Origin of the sequence: Streptomyces qinglanensis (genome assembly GCF_900111245.1) — a bacterium.
Classification (GTDB): Bacteria; Actinomycetota; Actinomycetes; order Streptomycetales; family Streptomycetaceae; genus Streptomyces; species Streptomyces qinglanensis.
The window spans coordinates 468,257-484,419 of record NZ_FOGO01000003.1; the positions used below are offsets into that span (position 1 = coordinate 468,257).

Here is a 16,163-nt window from a genome sequence, read left to right on the forward strand (position 1 = left end):
GGGGTCATCCTCCCAGCACCGCGAGCGGGTCATCGAGCACCGGCTGCCAGGCCAACTCGGCGGCTCCGACGAGGGAGTTGTGCGCCAGTTCGCTGGGCAGGACGGGGACACCGCCGCTGCGTCCCCACAGGCTGCGGTCCGCGACGACACCGCGCAGCCGTTCGCCGTCGGCCTCGACCAGAGCGCGATGCAGTCCGGCGAGCACGATGCGGTCGGGGTTGAGGATGTTGACGAGCCCGGCGAGTCCGAGCCCGAGCCGGTCGACGAGCCGGCCGGCCGCCTCCCGGACCGCGGGGTCGGTGCCGTACTCCGTGCGGAGCAGTTCGGCGGCCTGGGTCAGCAGGGAGGTCCCGGGGCTGGCCGGGCGCCCGGCGGCGGCGAGGAGCGCAGCGGGGTCGGTCTCCACGTCCAGGCAGCCGCGGCTGCCGCAGTGGCAGGGGCGGCCCTCCGGATCCACCGTCAGATGGCCGACCTCCAGGGCCAGGCCCGAACTTCCGGTGTGCAGCCGCCCGTCCAGTACGAGCGCGCCGCCCACGCCGTGGTGCCCGGTGCCGACGACGAGCAGGTGGCGGGCCCCGCGTCCGGCGCCGTGCCGGTGCTCGGCCAGCGCGGCGACGTTCAGGTCGTTGGCGGCGAAGCCGGTGACGGTGGCGGCGTCCGCGCCGGTGACTCCGGCCTCGGCGAGGCAGGCGCGGAAGGTGTCGCGCACCGGGGCGCCCGCCTCCCAGGCGAGGTGCAGCGGATTGAGCGCGGTGCCCTCCGGTTCGGCCACCGCGGAGGGCACGGCGAGCCCCGCGCCCACGCAGCGCCGCCTGCCGGAGCGCAGCAACTCGGCGCCCGCGGCGACGACTTCGCTGATGACCTGCGCGGGGTCGGCGTCCACCGTGCCGCAGCCGGGCGCCGTGGCGACGATGCGCCCGCCGAGGCCGACCAGCGCCGCGCGGTAGCCGTCCGCGTGGATCTGCGCGGCGAGCGCGACGGGTCCCGCGGGGTCGACGGCGAGCCGGTGCGAGGGCCGGCCCTGGCTGCCCACGGGTGCGGTGGGGTGGGCGTCGACGCTGATGAGCCCGAGGGCCTCCAGTTCGGCGGCGACGGCTCCCGCGGTCGCGCGGGTCACCCCCAGTTCGGCCGTGAGCACGGCGCGGGTGGGCGCCTGCCCGGTGTGGACCAGCTCCAGTGCGGGCCCCAGGGCCGAACGCCCTCTTTCCAACCTCGTTGTACGTGTCCGGGTCACGCCTCTATTCTCTCTTTGTGCCGACACTAAACAAAATACGGTCGGCGCTCGCCGGTGCGAAGGAGCGCGGCGGCCGGTCGCCCGCCGCTCCCCACCACCCGGACCTGCGCCGCTTCCGCCACGCCCTGACCGCCTTCTTCGCTCTCGATGGTTTCCTCTTCGCCGGATGGGTCGTCCGGATCCCCGCCGTCAAGGCCCGGACGGGCGCCTCGGACAGCGACCTCGGTCTGGCGCTGCTCGGCCTCTCGGCGGGCGCCGTGGTCACCATGATGGCGACCGGACGGCTGTGCTCCCGCTTCGGCAACCAACCCGTCCTGCTCGGCTGCGGATTCCTGCTGCCCCTCAGCGTGGCACTTCCGCCGCTCACCCGCTCGCCGCTCGCCCTCGGCCTCGTGCTGCTGGTGTTCGGCGCCGGGTACGGCGGGATGAACGTCGCCCTCAACAGCACCGCGGTCGACCTGGTGGCCGTGCTCGACCGCCCCGCGATGCCGGGCTTCCACGCCGCCTTCAGCCTCGGCGGCATGCTCGGTGCGGGCCTGGGCGGCCTGCTGGCGGGCGTGTTGAGCCCCACCCGGCACCTGCTGCTGCTCGCCGCCGCGGGGCTGGCCCTGGCCGCACTCGCCGCCCGGCCGCTGCTGCGCTTCCCGCTGCCCGCCGCCGGACGGCCGGAGCGCCTCCGCCGCGCCGGGCCGGCCCCGGGAGCCGACACCCGGCAGGCGGAAGCGGACCCCGCACCCGCCCCGCGCCCGCCTCGCCGCGTACGCAGGGCAGTCGCCGTCCTGGGAGCGATCGCGCTGTGCACCGCGTACGGCGAGGGTGCGCTGGCCGACTGGAGTGCGCTGCACCTGACGGACGACCTGGGCGCCGGTCCGGCCCTCGCCGCCGCCGGCTACTCGGTCTTCGCCGGGGCCATGACGGTGGGGCGGCTCTCCGGCACGACGCTCGTCGAACGCCTGGGGCCGGGCCGCGTACTGGTCGGAGGCGGGGCGCTGGGCTGCTGCGGCATGCTGCTGGGCGCGCTCGCACCGTCGGTGTGGGCGGCCCTCGCGGGTTTCGTCCTGACCGGCCTCGGCCTGGCCAACGTCTTCCCCATCGCCATCGGACGGGCCGGAGACCTGGCGGGGCCCGGCGGGGTGGCGGCGGCCTCCACGCTCGGGTACGGCGGAATCCTGCTGGGCCCGGTGGCGATCGGCTTCCTGGCGGAGCGGTTCTCGCTGCAGGCGGCACTGCTGACGGTCGCACTGCTGGCGGGAGCCGCCGCACTGACCGCGGCGGCGGCACGGCGTGCCGTCCTGCCGGACGGGTGAGCAGACCGGCCGGACTCCACCTGGCCCGATCCTTGCGTTCATCGTCGCTCCAGCCAGTGGTCCGGCAGCCCCGCGGCCCGCAGAGTGATGCGCATGAACGACACCTGGACGCTGGACCGCACCTACGAGAGCGCTCTCGGGACCGTGCACTGGGCCGCCCTCGGCGACCCCGCACTGCCGCCCGCCGTACTGCTGCACGGGACGCCCTGGTCCTCCTACACCTGGCGGAACGTCGCCCGGAGCCTGGCCGGACGACACCGCGTCCACGTGTGGGACATGCCCGGATACGGGGCTTCGGCCAAGTACGAGGGGCAGGAGGTGTCGCTGCGCGCCCAGGGCGAACTGTTCGCCGGGCTGCTGGACCACTGGGGCCTGGAGCAGCCCGCCGTGGTGGCGCACGACTTCGGCGGCGCCGTGGCCCTGCGCGCGCACCTGCTGCACGGTGCGCGCTACTCCCGGCTGGCACTGGTCGACGTCGTGGCTCTGGCTCCCTGGGGGTCACCGGCCTACCGGCTGCTGGGCGAGCACTCCGAGGTGTTCGCCCAGCTCCCGCCCGCACTGCACGCGGCACTGGTGCGGGAGTACGTCTCCTCCGTCGGCGGTCCCGGCCTGCCCCAGGGCGTCGTCGCAAAGCTGGCCGAGCCGTGGCTGGACCCGGCGGGGCGGAGCGCCTTCTACCGGCAGATCGCACAGAACGACCAGCGCTGGACCGACGAGATCGAGCAGCGGTACGGCGAACTGGCGCTGCCCGTCCTGGTCTGCTGGGGCACCGACGACGCCTGGATCCCCGTCGACCGCGCGCACCGGCTGGCCGCGGCGATCCCGGGCGCCCGGCTGCGGCTGCTCGAGGGCGCCGGACACCTGGTCCAGGAGGACGCCACCGCGGAGCTGACAGGAGCGCTCGCCGACTTCCTCGAGGAGTGAGCGGGTGTCACCGGCCGGACGGCCCGCAGCTCTCCGGCCGGGTGCCGGCCCGGCGCGGAAGTGATCACCGCCACCTATTACTCGGGAGTAGCAGCGTGGTAGCTTCGCGGCCATGGCTCATGTGCTGCGCACCCCGAAGGGGTTGCTGCGCGCCCTGAACTGGTACCCGCCGTACCGGTTCGCGGGCATCCGCGTCCTGGAGATCGCCGACGACTGGAGCAGCGCCCGGGTCCGGCTGAAGCTCGGCCGGCTGAACCGCAACTACTTCGGCACCCAGTTCGGCGGTTCGCTCTACTCCATGAGCGACCCCTTCTGGGCGCTGCTGGCGGTCAACCGGCTCGGCCCGGACTACGTGGTGTGGGACAAGAGCGCGGAGGTCGAGTTCGTCTCCCCCGGCCGCGGCGACGTCTACGCCGACTTCAAGCTCACCGAGGACCGGCTGGAGGAGATCCGCGCCGCCACGGCGGACGGCTCCAAAGCGCTGCCGTGGTTCGAGTCGACCGTCACCGCGGCCGACGGCACCGTGGTCGCCCGCGTCCGCAAACAGCTCTACGTGCGCCGCAAACGGGACAGATGACGAGGCCCGGTCCGCTCCGCGCGCCCGATGCGCAAGTCCGGCCCCGCGGAGCCCCGGCTCCCCGCGCGGAGTCCGGCCGCGGCGGTCAGCCGAGCCAGCCCGGGCGCACCAGGCCGGACTCGTAGGCCAGGACGACGAGCTGGGCGCGGTCGCGGGCGCCCAGCTTGACCATCGTCCGGCTCACATGGGTCTTGGCGGTCAGCGGTGAGACGACGAGCCGGCGGGCGATCTCCTCGTTGGAGAGTCCGATCCCCACCAGCGCCATCACCTCCCGCTCACGCTCGGTGAGTTCGGCCAGCCCCTCGACCGCGGCGGGCTCCTTGGAGCGGGCCGCGAACTCCTCGATCAGCCGCCGCGTGACACCGGGCGACAGCAGCGCGTCCCCGCCCACCACGGCGCGGACCGCCCGCAGCAGTTCGTCCGGCTCGGTGTCCTTGACGAGGAACCCCGAGGCTCCCGAACGCAGCGCCTCGAAGACGTACTCGTCCAGCTCGAAGGTGGTCAGCATGACCACCTTGACCGCGCTCAGCTCCGGGTCCGAGGTGATCCGCCTGGTGGCCACCAGGCCGTCGACCAGCGGCATCCGGATGTCCATCAGGACCAGATCGGGAGTGTGTTCGCGTACCAGCGCGACCGCCTCCGCGCCGTCGGCCGCCTCGCCCGTCACCTCGATGTCGGGCTGCGCGTCCAGCAGTGCACGGAATCCGGCGCGCACCAGAACCTGGTCGTCGGCGAGCAGCACACGGATCACGGTCTCTCTCCTCGGTTCGCCGGGGCGCTCACTGTAGCGGCGCCTGCTGCTCGCCGGAGCGCAGCGGAAGCGTCGCGCGCACCCGGAAGCCGCCGTCCGCGCGCGGCCCCGCCTCGACGGTGCCTCCGAAGGCGGCGATCCGCTCGCGCATCCCCACCAGCCCGTTGCCGCCGCCGGTCGGCCCCGAGCCGGTGGCCGGGCCGTCGTCGTCGACGCGCAGCTCCAGCACGCCGCTGCCGTAGCGGACCCGCACACGGGCGGTGCGCGACCCCGAGTGGCGCACGACGTTGGTGAGCGCTTCCTGGACGACGCGGAACGCCGCCAGGTCCTTCCCCGGCGCCAGCGGCACCGGCGTGCCCTCGGTTCCGGTGGTCACCTGCAGCCCGGCGCTCGCGGCCTGCTCGGCCAGTTCACCGAGCCGGTCGAGGCCCGGGGCCGGCGCCCGGGGCGCGTCCCCCGGCGTCCGGAGCGTCGCGAGTACCTGGCGGACCTCGCCGAGCGCCTCCTTGCTGGCGGACTTGATGGTGCCGAGCGCGGTGCGCGCCTGCTCCGGGTCGGAGTCGAGGAGCGCGAGCCCGACACCCGCCTGGACGTTGATCACGGAGATGCTGTGCGCCAGCACGTCGTGCAGCTCGCGGGCGATCCGCAACCGCTCCTCGTCCGCCCGGCGCCGCGCGGCCTCCGCCTCTTCCCGTTCCCGGCGCGCCTGCTCGGCGACGCGGACCCGGGCCAGCTCGCCGGCGGTGCACAGCGCCACCATCCAGACGGCCATGAACAGGTCGGTTCCCCAGGCCCCCGGACCGTCCTCACCCGGTGGCAGCCACCGGTAGAAGGCGTGGGCCGCCAGCAGCCGGCCCACCAGCAGCATCCCCAGCGCACTCCAGGTCGCGTACCGGTGGCCGGCGACGAGCGCACCGAACCCGGCGACCACGACGCTCAGCAGCACCGGCCCGTAGGGGTATCCGGCCGCCAGGTACCCCAGCGTCACCGCCGAGGTCCCGAACACGGCGGTACGCGGGAAGCGTCGGCGCAGCAGCAGAAGAAGCGGCCCGAGCGCCAGCAGCAGCCGGGCCGCGGGATCCAGGTCCGCAGCCGTGCCCCGCTGGTTGTGCGCGGCGAATCCCGAACCGGCCTGCTGGATCGCGAGCACGGCGAGCGAGGAGGGCCAGGGAAGGCGCCGCCGCTGCCCCGGACCGGACCCGAACCGGGGCCACCACCGGGGAGGCGTTCCCGGTGTCCCGGGCGACCCCGCGGCCGGTGCCGCCCCGGGGCCGGCGGCCCCGGGCTGTTCCGCGGCGCCGCCGGCCGGGCTGGAGGAGGAGGGTGTGCTGGTCACGCCCTGCACGCTAGCCGTGGCGCGGGCAGCGCGGCGTCAGCCGGGCGCGGTGGTTGCGCCTACTCCGCGGGGAGTAGGCGGGTGGTCTGCGGTGCGGAACAGCCCGGCGGGGTGCGGCTCAGCGGCGGAGGCCCACCTGGTCGGCGAGACGCTCGGCGGCATGGTCGAAGAACGCGTCGCGCGCGTCGATCACGTTGGCGAACTGCCCGAACAGCTCGAAGCCGACCAGGCCGAAGAGCTGCGCCCACGCCGCCACCGCCTCCGCGGCCACCGCCGGGGGCAGCGGCACCTCCAGCTGGGCGACCAGCCGCTCGGTGTCGCCCAGCACCGCCTCGGGCGCGGCCGCGGCCCGGGCGGGCGCGCGCAGCGCTCCGACCGCGTAGGCATCGCTCAGCACCGTCAGCATGGCCAGAGCCGCGCGGGCGGCCGGCCGGATGGTGGTGGACGGTGCCGCGTACCCGGGCACGGGCGAGCCGTAGAGCAGCGCGTACTCGTGCGGATGCGCCAGGCTCCAGCCGCGGACGGCGCGGCAGACGGCGAGCCAGCGGACGAGGTGCGAGTCCCCCGCCGACTCGGCATCGGCGAGCGCCTCCTCGGCCGCTCCCCCGAGCGCGTCATAGGCGTCCGTGATGAGCGCGGTCAACATGTCGTCGCGGCTGGGGAAGTAGCGGTAGAGCGCGGAGGAGGCCACGCCCAGCTCGCGGGCGACGGCGCGGAGGGAGAGCCGGGAGGCGCCCTGCTCCGCGAGCTGGCGGCGCGCCTCTTCCTTGATCGCTTCGGTGATCTCACCCCGGGCCCGCTGCCGGGCACCCTGCATCCTGCTCATGCGGAGCAGTGTGCCAGCAATGCGAGCAGTGCTCAATATCGAGAGCGCCGCTCACCCGTCCCGGGCAGGTGCGGCTCCGGACACGCCGACGACAGGACACCTGCGGGCCGTCCAGCGCTCACCAGCTGATCGCCGCCGCCACCGGCCGGTGGTCGCTGCCCGTCGCCGGCAGCAGCCACGCGCTCTTCGGCTCGACTCCGCGGACCAGGATCCGGTCGATCCGCGCCATCGGGAACCTCGCGGGCCAGCTGAAGCCGAACCCGTCCCCGGCGACCTCCTGGGCGGAGCGCAGCCGGGAGGTGAGGCCGTCGAACGCACGGTCGTCCATGGTGTGCCGACGAGGCGCCGCCGGACCGGCCCGACGCCCCGAGCTGCACGGGGGATCCACCGGGTGCAACGCCGTGGCCGGGCCGGGGCCGGCGCCGGAACCGGGGCCACCGGAGCCGGGGCTGGGACCGGGACCGGGACCGGGGACGTCGGTCGTCCCCCGGTCCCGCCCCGCGAGAGCACTGCTCTTGTTTTGGAGCACGAGTAGTGCAACACTGATTCACAACGAGAGCAGCGCTCTCGTTTCGGATCACCGATTCCACAGCAGAGCTCCCAGGGGCCCGCGCCCCATCCGCCCACTCCTCGACGGAGGACACCGATGTCACCCGAGTCGTACGTCAAGCGCCCCGGCTGGTTCACCAACAAGGTGCTGAACCGGACCGTCTCCTGGCTCTCCAGGAGAGGTGTCAGCCTGGCGGGTTCGCGTGTACTCGCGGTCAAGGGCCGCAAGAGCGGCGAGTGGCGCCGCACGCCGGTCAATCCGCTGCACCACGACGGAGGGCTCTACCTGGTCGCGGCCCGCGGGCACGTCCAGTGGACGCGGAACATGCGGGCGGCGGGCGACGGTGAGCTGTTCCACGGCCGACGGGGCCGGCACTTCACCGCCGCCGAGGTACCCGACGCGGAGAAGCCGGAGATCCTGCGGGCCTATCTGCGCAAGTGGAAGTGGGAGGTCGGAGCGTTCTTCGAGGTGGGCCCGGACTCCTCCGACGAGGAGATCCGGGCGGTGGCGGACCGCCATCCCGTCTTCCGGCTCACCCTGACCGACTGAGAGGCGCACCGACCGGGCACACGGGGTCGGTTCGAGACACCCCACCACTCGGGACGCCCCGCAGCGCGCGGCCTCCCGGAGTGCGGCCCTCCCCCGGACCGTGCAGTCGGCCGAGGCACTGCAGCCCGTCGGAACCGTGTCGGGCCACGCAGACGACCGGAGCCCCGCGTGGCCGCGGAGGAGGGGCAGTGCGCCCCTCCAACTCCCGCCCGTCCAACTCCCGCCCGGGGCCGGCAAGCGCCGTACCCGCAGCAGGCGGCCCGCAGCAGCACCGGAGCACCAAACGCCCGGAGCACCAGCACCAGCACCAGCACCAGCACCAGCACCAGCACCAGCACCAGCACCAGCAGCGGACCGTCCGCCCGCGGCGACGGTTGCGCGGCTACGCCGGGCGGCTCCCCGCGGCCGGCTCGTCGCCGTCCCCGCCGCCGTCGCGTCCCTCGCGGCCGTCGGCCGTGTCGCCGTCACCGGTCCCGGACGCGGAAGCGGCCTCCCCCGGCCCGGATGCGGACGCGCCGTCCGCCGCCCGGGCTTCCGCGGCCTCGCGGCGGTCGAAGGTGTCCAGCGCCCGCCGGGCGAGCGGGTGGACACGGACGACCTCGGCCAGGGAGGTGGCACCGCGGGCGAAGCGGGCGAAGACATTCCACGCGGGACGGAACCCGGTGAGCGCGGCGTGGAAGACCCCGGGGCGGCGCGAGAAGATCCGCAGCAGCCGCCGTCCCACCGCCATCTCGACACCGAGACCGGCCTTGATCGCGAAAGCGTAGTTGAGGGCCTGCCGACGCGCGTCCACCGCGTCGTGCGCCTCGGCGATCCGGACGGCCCACTCCCCCGCCAGGCGCCCCGAGCGCAGCGCGAAGGAGATGCCCTCACGGGTCCAGGGTTCCAGCAGACCGGCCGCATCCCCGCAGACCAGCACCCGGCCGCGGGAGAGCGGGGAGTCCTCGGCCCGGCAGCGGGTCAGATGCCCGGAGGAGACGCGGGGTTCGAAACCGGCCAGACCGAGGCGGCCGATGAAGTCGTCGAGGTAGCGCTTGGTGGCAGCGCCCTCGCCGCGTGCCGAGATGACCCCCACAGTGAGGGTGTCGCCCTTGGGGAAGACCCAGCCGTAACTGCCGGGCAGGGGACCCCAGTCCACCAGCACCCGCCCCGCCCAGTCCTCCGCCACGCTGTCCGGGACCGGGATCTCGGCCTCCAGGCCGAGGTCGACCTGGTCCATCCGGACCCCGACGTGGGCTCCTATCCGGCTGGCGCTCCCGTCGGCGCCGACCACGGCGCGGGCGAGGACGGGCTGCTCCTCACCCGCCAGGACGACGGCGACCGTGCGGCGGTCGGGCACGGCGGGGCCGTGCTGTTCGACCCGGGAGACGGAGGCGCCGGTGCGGATCTCCGCACCGGCCTTGACCGCGGACTCGACCAGGCCGTTGTCGAACTCGTCCCGGTTGACGAGCCCGAAGAGCATGTTGCGCGAGCGCCGGGTACGGGACAGCTTGCCGTTGAGGGCGAAGGTCACGGCGTGCACACGCTCCCGCAGCGGCAGGTCGAAGCCGGGGGGCAGCGCGTCGCGGGACGGGCCGATGATGCCGCCGCCGCAGGTCTTGTAGCGGGGCAGCTCGGCCTTCTCCAGCAGCAGCACGCTGCGGCCCGCGACCGCGGCCGCGTAGGCGGCCGAGGCCCCTGCGGGCCCGGCGCCGACCACGACCACATCCCAGACGGGGCGCTCTTCGCCACCGCCCGCCGCGCTCTCTTCGAGGGGCTCGTCCGCCTGACCCGCTCCGGAGTCCCCCGCAGGCTCGATGTCCTCGTTCCCGGCTGCGTGCTCGCTGCTCACGATGTGTTGTACTCCCGCTTGACCTCGGCGTACGGATGGCCCACTGCATCCTACGGGGCCGCCCATGTGCGATACACATGTCTCCGTACACGTGTGCCAACGTCGCGCCCACAAGGAGCGTTCCCATGCAGCACCCCCCGTCCGACCCGACGGCTATGCCCCGCTCATCCGCTTCCTCGGCTTCCTCCGCTTCCTCGGCTTCCTCTGGTTCCGCTGATTCCGCTGCTTCCTCTGCTTCGTCCGCGCACTCCGGACCGGCGGCGCCGGGCTCCGGCGCCGGCCGGGGAGTCGCCGCGACGGTCGCCTCGCTGATGCCGCGGGCGCGGACGGAACTCGCCGAACTGGTGGCGTTCCGTTCGGTGGCGGATCCGGAGCAGTTCCCCAGGAGCGAGTGCGAGGGGGCGGCGGACTGGGTCGCGGAGGCACTGCGCGCCGAGGGCTTCCAGGACGTGGCCGCCCTCGAGACGCCGGACGGCACCCGTTCCGTGTACGGATACCTGCCCGGCCCGGCGGAAGCCCCCACGGTGCTGCTGTACGCGCACTACGACGTGCAGCCGCCGCTGGACGAAGCGGCCTGGCACACGCCGCCGTTCGAGCTGACCGACGGTGCCGACGGCCGCTGGTACGGGCGGGGCGCGGCGGACTGCAAGGGCGGGTTCATCATGCACCTGCTGGCCCTGCGGGCCGTGCGGGAGAACGGCGGGCTGCCCGTCTCGGTGAAGATGATCGTGGAGGGCTCCGAGGAGCAGGGCACCGGCGGTCTGGAGGCGTACGCGCGACAGCACCCCGAACTGCTGACGGCCGACACCATCGTCATCGGGGACGCGGGCAACTTCCGCTGCGGGCTGCCCACCGTGACGGCCTCGCTGCGCGGTATGACCCTGCTGCGGGTCCAGGTGGACACCCTCGAAGGCAACCTGCACTCAGGACTGTTCGGCGGAGCGGCACCCGACGCGCTGGCGGCGCTGCTCCGTACGCTCGACTCGCTGCGGGACGCCGAGGGCAACACCGTCGTCGACGGCCTGGCGGCGGACGCCCGGTGGGAGGGGATGGGCTATCCGGAGGAGGACTTCCGGCGGGACGCCAAGGTGCTGGACGGGGTCGGTCTGAGCGGTGGCGGGGCCGTCGCCGACCGGCTGTGGGCACGGCCCGCGGTGACGGTCCTGGGCATCGACTGCCCGCCCGTGGTCGGTGCGACCCCCTCGGTGCACGCCTCGGCACGCGCGCTGATCTCGCTGCGGATCCCGCCGGGCACGGATGTGGAGAAGGCCATCGAACTGCTGGTGGCGCACGTGGAGTCGCACGTGCCGTGGCAGGCGCGGGTGTCGACGGAGGTCGTGGGCAAGGGCCAGCCCTTCACCGCGGACACCTCCAGCCCGGCGTACACCGCGATGGCCGCGGCGCTGAGCACGGCCTACGACGGGCAGGAGATGCAGGTCGCGGGGATGGGCGGCTCGATCCCGCTGTGCAACGCGCTGGACGCGCTCTACCCGGACGCCGAGATCCTGCTCATCGGGCTGAGCGAGCCCGAAGCGCAGATCCATGCCGTCAACGAGAGTGTGGACCCCCGCGAACTGGAGCGGATGGCGGTGGCCGAGGCGCTGTTCCTGCGCGGCTACGCCGAGCAGGCCGCGGGGGCCTGAGCCCGGCCCCGAGCCCGGCGGTCTCCGCGGCGGACTCGGACGGGAGTCCGCCGCGGCTCGGGGGCGGCGGGCTCGGCGCGTCCCGCGCCACAGCCTCGGCGCCGTCCCGCACGGCGGGCCCGGCAGCGGCCTCCCCGGCGGAACCGGCCCCCGCGCAGCTCGCCGGAGGCGGCCGGCGAGTGCCGGGAGGACGAGCACCTGGAAGCCGACCCGGACGGCGATGGGGCGGCCGTCGGGGCGCGAGGGGCGCCCCGACGGGTCAGCGCAGCAGCTTGCCCGGATCGGCCGCGCCGGTCGGAACGCCGCCCTCCAGGTAGAGCGGCTGTCCCGCGCGGCGGGCCCGCAGGGCGCAGCGGAGCCGCTCCAGCCGCACCGGAGGCAGCAGTTCCGCCGCCTCGTCCTCGGTGACGAACCGCCAGCCGCGGAGTTCGGCGCTGGGCAGCAGGAGGGCCGCGGCCTCCCCCGGGGCGAGCCGTCCGCCGTCGAAGAGCAGCCGCATCCCGCCGAACCCCGGCGGCTGCGGCGGCTCCCAGTCGGCGACGAGCAGCGCGAGCTCACCGGCCAGCCGCAGTCCGAGTTCCTCGAACACCTCGCGCACCCCGGCGGCGCTGGGGGCCTCCCCGCGCTCCACGACGCCGCCGGGGAACTCCCAGCCGGGCTTGTAGGTCGGGTCGACGAGCAGCACCCGGTCGCGGTCGTCGAACAGCAGGATTCCGGCCGCGACCGTCTCGGCCGTCGGCTCGGGAGTCTGCACGATGTCCACGGCACCCTCCCCCGCGCCGATCGCCTCGGCAAGGCGCTCGGCGGTGTGCCGCGGGCCGAGGTGGGTGGTGTCGATGGTGTGTGCTTCCGCTTCGATCCAGGGCAGCGCCTCCTGGTAGGGGCCCAGATGGCTCAGGCACCACGCCCTGGTGGTACCGCCGTCCGCGGCGGCGCGGGTGTCGATCCGCTCGCGCAGCACGGCCTCCTCGGCGTGCAGCAGCAGGTGCTGTACGGGGATGCGGCGCGCGGCGAAGGCGCCGAACATCTCGTCCCGGTACTCGCGGCGCAGCAGCGTCATCGGCGTGATCAGCGGCCCTGGGACCTCGCTCAGCAGAGCGGCGGCCGTGTCCGCCACGAGCCGCCGCCACGAGCGCAGGTCCTGGAAGTCGGCTACCTGTGCCAGGTGTTCCTTCGGCAATATCCAGCGCAGCTCCGCGCCGATGACTTCGGGATCGTAGAGCGTGCTGCCTGGGAGCAGGTCCAGGAGTTCGTACGCCGCAGTGGTCTTGCCCGCGCCGAAAGCGCCGTTCAGCCAGACGATCACGGTGTTTCCCCCTCATCCGTTGTCCCCGTTCAGTTGCCCGCATCACCCGGTGCGGGAAACGCGCCGGGGCGGCTCTCCCGGCGCTGAACGAGGCACGGCGCCCGCGCCCCGGCGCGTACGGCAGGCGCGTGCGACCCCTGAGGGGGGAATCGGTGTCCACGGACGGAGGCATCCGGCCATCCGGCCCTGAACCGGGCGACGGCGCGTCAGCCGCTGGACGGTCGGAGCGCCGGCATGCACTCCGACGGTCCACGTCCGGTGGGCCGAGCGGCCGCGGTCCACGTCCGAGGGACGCCCCGGCGACGGTCCGGCAGCCGCCCGGCAGCGGCCTCGCGACGGCCCCGCAGCGACCCGGCAGCCGCCTCGCGACGACCCGGCAGCGGCCCGGCAGTCGGCCGCCGCCGACTGCCGGGGAAACGGCGCGACCGGCGTCAGCGGGAGGACCAGCCGGGGTCGCGGCCGGAGACCATGAGCAGCCGTTCGAAGGGGGTGGCCCCGGGAGACGGAGGGATCTCCTCGCCGAAGACCCCCGCCTTGCGGGCCATGGGAGCCATTTCCGCGAAGGCGGGCCCGGCTTCGTCGAGCGCGGCCGGATCGGGCCGGTAGTCCTGGTCCGTGGCGCGGGCGAGGTCCCAGCCGTGGACCAGCAGATCGCCCATCACCATGTGCGCGACGGTGCGCTGCGGCAGCCCCATGCCCTGGGAGACGCCCTCCAGCGCGTCGGGGGCCGACCACGCCTCGGCCAGCTTGACCGTCTCCTCCCGGAAGCGGGTGCGCCAGTCCCCCGCAAGCCGGTCGGGGGTGCTGCTGAAGTCCGCGGTGCCCCGGACGGCCAGCGCCTGGAAGCCGATGACGACGTGGAAGAGATGGTTGAGCAGAGCCCGCACATCGTAGTCGGCGCACGGTGTGGGCAGGCCGAGCTGCTCGTCCCGCACCCCGCGGACCACGGGGTCGGTCGCGCGGGCGGCGCTGTCGATGAGGGGGGAGATCATGTTCGTCATACCGCAACGCTAGGTCCGGGCCTGCGGCAGCGACTTGAAGAAACACGACATAGGATCCGCGTCATGGCAGGTCGCAGCGGTCACGCGGGGAGCGGGAGCACCGGCCCCGGGGACGGTGGCGATGCTCCGCGCCGGGACACCCGGGGCATCGTGCAGGGCCCCGGTCTGCTGGCGCGGGTCGACTTCCGGCGCAGGCTCCCGGCCGGACCGCTGCGCCGCTGGATCGAGCACTACTGGCTGATCGACTGGGATCTGGAGCAGCCCTACGTCGCCCGGGTCGTACCGCACCCCTGTGTCAACCTCGTCCTCGAACGGCGCGGCCCGGCGGATGCGGTGCCGGCGACGGGGCTGGTGTCCGGGGTGGGCACCGGCGTGTTCTCCACCGAGCTGAAGTCCGTCGGACGGGTGGTCGGAGCGCAGTTCCGGCCCGGCGGCTTCCGGCCTTTCCTTCCCGCGCCACGCTCCCTCGCGCAGTTCACCGGTAAGAGGCTGGCGCTCGACGAGGCGTTCGGCCCGGCCGGTGCTGTGCTGCCGGACCGGGTGCTGGAACCCGAGCGGGAGGGCGAGCGGGTGGCCGCGCTCGACGCCTTCCTGCTCTCCCTGCGCCCTGCCGCCGACCCGGCGGCCGAGCAGGCGATGGCCCTGGCGCACCGGGTGCGCACGGACCGGTCGGTGCTGCGGGTCGAGCACCTCGCCGCGGCCGCGGGCCTCTCCGTGCGGAGCCTCCAGCGGCTGTTCGCCGCGTACATCGGAGTCACTCCGAAGTGGACGATCCTGCGGTACCGGGTCCACGAGGCGATGGAGCGCGCCACCGGTCCCGGAACGGACTGGGCCCGGCTCGCCGCCGAGCTCGGCTACAGCGACCAGTCGCATCTCATCCGCGAGTTCACCGCCGCGGTGGGCGTCTCCCCCGCGGCGTACGCCCGCGCCGCGGCGGCGGAGCCGCGCCCTCCGGCCTCCCCCGGCCCGGCGGACCCCCGGTCGGGGGACCACGCTCCGGAGCCGGGGCACCCGAGACCCGGTGCCGGAGGGCAGGACCGGCTGCCCTGACCGGTACCTGCGGCCGGGGTGGCGGCTCAGACCGTGCCGGTCTCCAGCAGTTTCCAGCCCGCAGCGCCCGCACCGATCAGCCCGGCGTCGGTACCGGTGGCGGCGGGGGCCAGCGCGAGCCCCTGGATGTAGGGCAGGGTCGCGTACCGCTTCAGTTCCGTACGCAGCGGGGTGAAGAGCACCTCGCCCGCGCGGGCCACACCGCCGCCGACGACCGCGATCTCGACCTCGACGAGGGCGGCGGTGGCGGCGATGGCGGCCGCCAGGGCGCGCGCGGCCCGTTCGAAGGCGGCGCGGGCGGGCGGGTCGCCCGCGCGGGCGGCGGCGGCCACGCCCGCGGCGGTGGCGTCCTGGTCGGGCCCGGGGCGCCAGCCCGCCTCCAGGGCGCGGCGTGCGATGTTGGTGCCGCTGGCGACGGTCTCGACGCAGCCGTAGGAGCCGCAGGGGCACAGGGCCCCGTCCATGTCGACACTGATGTGGCCGATGTGCCCGGCGTTCCCGGTGGGCCCAGAGTGGAGGGCGCCTCCCAGGATCAGGCCCCCGCCGACGCCCGTCGAGACGACCATGCACAGGGCGTCGGAGTGGCCCTTGGCGGCGCCCTGCCAGTGTTCGGCCGCCGCGATCGCCGGGCCGTCACCGATGAGTGCGACGGGGAGACCGCCCGCCCGGTCCCGGACGGCGGACACGAGCGGGTGGGCGCGCCAGGCGGGGATGTTGACCGGGCTGACGGTACCGGCCTTGGTGTCCACGGGGCCGGCGCTGCCGATGCCGACCGCGCCGACCCGGTACCAGTGCGGGGTGGCGGTCAGTTCCCCGAGCACCTCGTCCACGGTCGCGGCCAGCCGCTCGGCGCTCTCCTGCGCGGGAGTGGGCCGCTGAGTGCGGGCCAGGAGCCCGCCACCGCTGTCCACCAGGGCACCCGCGATCTTGGTGCCACCGATGTCGAGCGCGGCGACGAGGTCGTTGGGCATGGGTGGTCGGCTCCTGCGCGTGCGGGGCGGGCCCGCACGGTGCGCGGGGCGGACCGCACAAGTCTTGCAAGACTTCCGTGATCTGACAACGTTGTCCAGACCTGCCGCGTCACCGCCGCTATGCTGCTCCGTACCGCGATCACCGAACGTACCCGCAACGCCGGACCACCCCTCGCCGGACAGCAGCCGCCCCGCCCCCACGCCGCACCGCGCCCCGCTCCCCGCTCCCCGCTCCCCAGGACAAGGACAGCACCCGTGGCCGCCGACGCCTCCGACCCCGCCCGCCCCCCGCTCCCCGCGAGCCCCC

The 16,163-nt window shown here is 74.7% G+C and carries 13 protein-coding genes and 2 pseudogenes; 6 read left to right on the forward strand and 9 right to left on the reverse strand.

From position 1 onward, the window contains the following. Window positions 1–4 precede the first annotated feature (4 nt). Complete coding sequence (locus BMX65_RS09130) at window positions 5–1,234, reverse strand: ROK family protein (protein WP_074999655.1); 1,230 nt, start codon at window positions 1,232–1,234, stop codon at window positions 5–7. Between the two features lie 17 nt (window positions 1,235–1,251). Here BMX65_RS09130 and BMX65_RS09135 point away from each other — a divergent pair, with 17 nt between their 5' ends. From BMX65_RS09135 to BMX65_RS09145, 3 genes are all read left to right on the forward strand, one after another. Further along, a complete protein-coding gene (locus BMX65_RS09135) occupies window positions 1,252–2,541 on the forward strand; it encodes an MFS transporter (RefSeq protein ID WP_074999656.1) in 1,290 nt (429 codons plus the stop codon). A 93-nt stretch (window positions 2,542–2,634) separates the two neighbouring features. Then, window positions 2,635–3,465: an alpha/beta fold hydrolase gene (locus tag BMX65_RS09140; protein ID WP_074999657.1), complete on the forward strand. Its 831-nt coding sequence runs from the start codon at window positions 2,635–2,637 to the stop codon at window positions 3,463–3,465. A gap of 112 nt (window positions 3,466–3,577) precedes the next feature. Then, window positions 3,578–4,042, forward strand: a complete 465-nt coding sequence (locus tag BMX65_RS09145) for a DUF4442 domain-containing protein (protein ID WP_074999658.1) — start codon at window positions 3,578–3,580, stop codon at window positions 4,040–4,042. 85 nt (window positions 4,043–4,127) lie between these two features. Here the strand turns inward: BMX65_RS09145 and BMX65_RS09150 are convergent, their stop codons facing one another. From BMX65_RS09150 to BMX65_RS09165, 4 genes and pseudogenes are all read right to left on the reverse strand, one after another. Beyond that, window positions 4,128–4,793: a response regulator gene (locus BMX65_RS09150; RefSeq protein ID WP_074999659.1), complete on the reverse strand. Its 666-nt coding sequence runs from the start codon at window positions 4,791–4,793 to the stop codon at window positions 4,128–4,130. A gap of 28 nt (window positions 4,794–4,821) precedes the next feature. Then, complete coding sequence (locus BMX65_RS09155) at window positions 4,822–6,129, reverse strand: sensor histidine kinase (protein ID WP_074999660.1); 1,308 nt, start codon at window positions 6,127–6,129, stop codon at window positions 4,822–4,824. A gap of 118 nt (window positions 6,130–6,247) precedes the next feature. Next, entirely contained in the window at window positions 6,248–6,955 is a 708-nt protein-coding gene (locus BMX65_RS09160) for a TetR/AcrR family transcriptional regulator (protein WP_074999661.1), read from the reverse strand. Window positions 6,956–7,073: 118 nt separating this feature from the next. Further along, window positions 7,074–7,286: pseudogene (locus BMX65_RS09165) on the reverse strand (endonuclease/exonuclease/phosphatase family protein); the annotation flags it as partial. 315 nt (window positions 7,287–7,601) lie between these two features. Here BMX65_RS09165 and BMX65_RS09170 point away from each other — a divergent pair. Continuing rightward, window positions 7,602–8,054, forward strand: coding sequence for a nitroreductase family deazaflavin-dependent oxidoreductase (locus BMX65_RS09170; RefSeq protein WP_074999662.1), 453 nt, complete (start codon window positions 7,602–7,604; stop codon window positions 8,052–8,054). 382 nt (window positions 8,055–8,436) lie between these two features. Here the strand turns inward: BMX65_RS09170 and BMX65_RS09175 are convergent, their stop codons facing one another. Next, window positions 8,437–9,885 (reverse strand): geranylgeranyl reductase family protein, encoded by a 1,449-nt coding sequence (locus BMX65_RS09175; RefSeq protein ID WP_107437433.1) that lies wholly within the window; start codon window positions 9,883–9,885, stop codon window positions 8,437–8,439. Between the two features lie 287 nt (window positions 9,886–10,172). Here BMX65_RS09175 and BMX65_RS09180 point away from each other — a divergent pair. Then, a pseudogene (locus BMX65_RS09180) lies at window positions 10,173–11,528 on the forward strand (M20/M25/M40 family metallo-hydrolase); the annotation flags it as partial. 259 nt (window positions 11,529–11,787) lie between these two features. Here the strand turns inward: BMX65_RS09180 and BMX65_RS09185 are convergent. Together BMX65_RS09185 and BMX65_RS09190 are read right to left on the reverse strand one after the other, a co-directional pair. Next, window positions 11,788–12,834: an NUDIX hydrolase gene (locus BMX65_RS09185; RefSeq protein WP_074999664.1), complete on the reverse strand. Its 1,047-nt coding sequence runs from the start codon at window positions 12,832–12,834 to the stop codon at window positions 11,788–11,790. Between the two features lie 431 nt (window positions 12,835–13,265). Next, window positions 13,266–13,835: a TIGR03086 family metal-binding protein gene (locus BMX65_RS09190; RefSeq protein ID WP_074999665.1), complete on the reverse strand. Its 570-nt coding sequence runs from the start codon at window positions 13,833–13,835 to the stop codon at window positions 13,266–13,268. Between the two features lie 63 nt (window positions 13,836–13,898). On the opposite strand from BMX65_RS09190, the gene BMX65_RS09195 reads away from it, so the two are divergent. After that, on the forward strand, window positions 13,899–14,885 hold the full coding sequence (locus BMX65_RS09195; RefSeq protein WP_074999666.1) for a helix-turn-helix domain-containing protein: 987 nt from the start codon (window positions 13,899–13,901) through the stop codon (window positions 14,883–14,885). A 26-nt stretch (window positions 14,886–14,911) separates the two neighbouring features. Here BMX65_RS09195 and BMX65_RS09200 read toward each other — a convergent pair whose 3' ends face one another. Continuing rightward, window positions 14,912–15,856, reverse strand: coding sequence for an ROK family protein (locus tag BMX65_RS09200; protein WP_074999667.1), 945 nt, complete (start codon window positions 15,854–15,856; stop codon window positions 14,912–14,914). Window positions 15,857–16,163: the final 307 nt, after the last annotated feature.

Bases quoted from the DNA above. Each gene is read 5' to 3' on its own strand.
- BMX65_RS09140 (WP_074999657.1), top strand. From the start codon at position 2,635: ATGAACGACACCTGGACGCTGGACCGCACCTACGAGAGCGCTCTCGGG.
- BMX65_RS09160 (WP_074999661.1), bottom strand. From the start codon at position 6,955: ATGAGCAGGATGCAGGGTGCCCGGCAGCGGGCCCGGGGTGAGATCACC.
- BMX65_RS09195 (WP_074999666.1), top strand. From the start codon at position 13,899: ATGGCAGGTCGCAGCGGTCACGCGGGGAGCGGGAGCACCGGCCCCGGG.
- BMX65_RS09145 (WP_074999658.1), top strand. From the start codon at position 3,578: ATGGCTCATGTGCTGCGCACCCCGAAGGGGTTGCTGCGCGCCCTGAAC.
- BMX65_RS09190 (WP_074999665.1), bottom strand. From the start codon at position 13,835: ATGACGAACATGATCTCCCCCCTCATCGACAGCGCCGCCCGCGCGACC.
- BMX65_RS09170 (WP_074999662.1), top strand. From the start codon at position 7,602: ATGTCACCCGAGTCGTACGTCAAGCGCCCCGGCTGGTTCACCAACAAG.
- BMX65_RS09200 (WP_074999667.1), bottom strand. From the start codon at position 15,856: ATGCCCAACGACCTCGTCGCCGCGCTCGACATCGGTGGCACCAAGATC.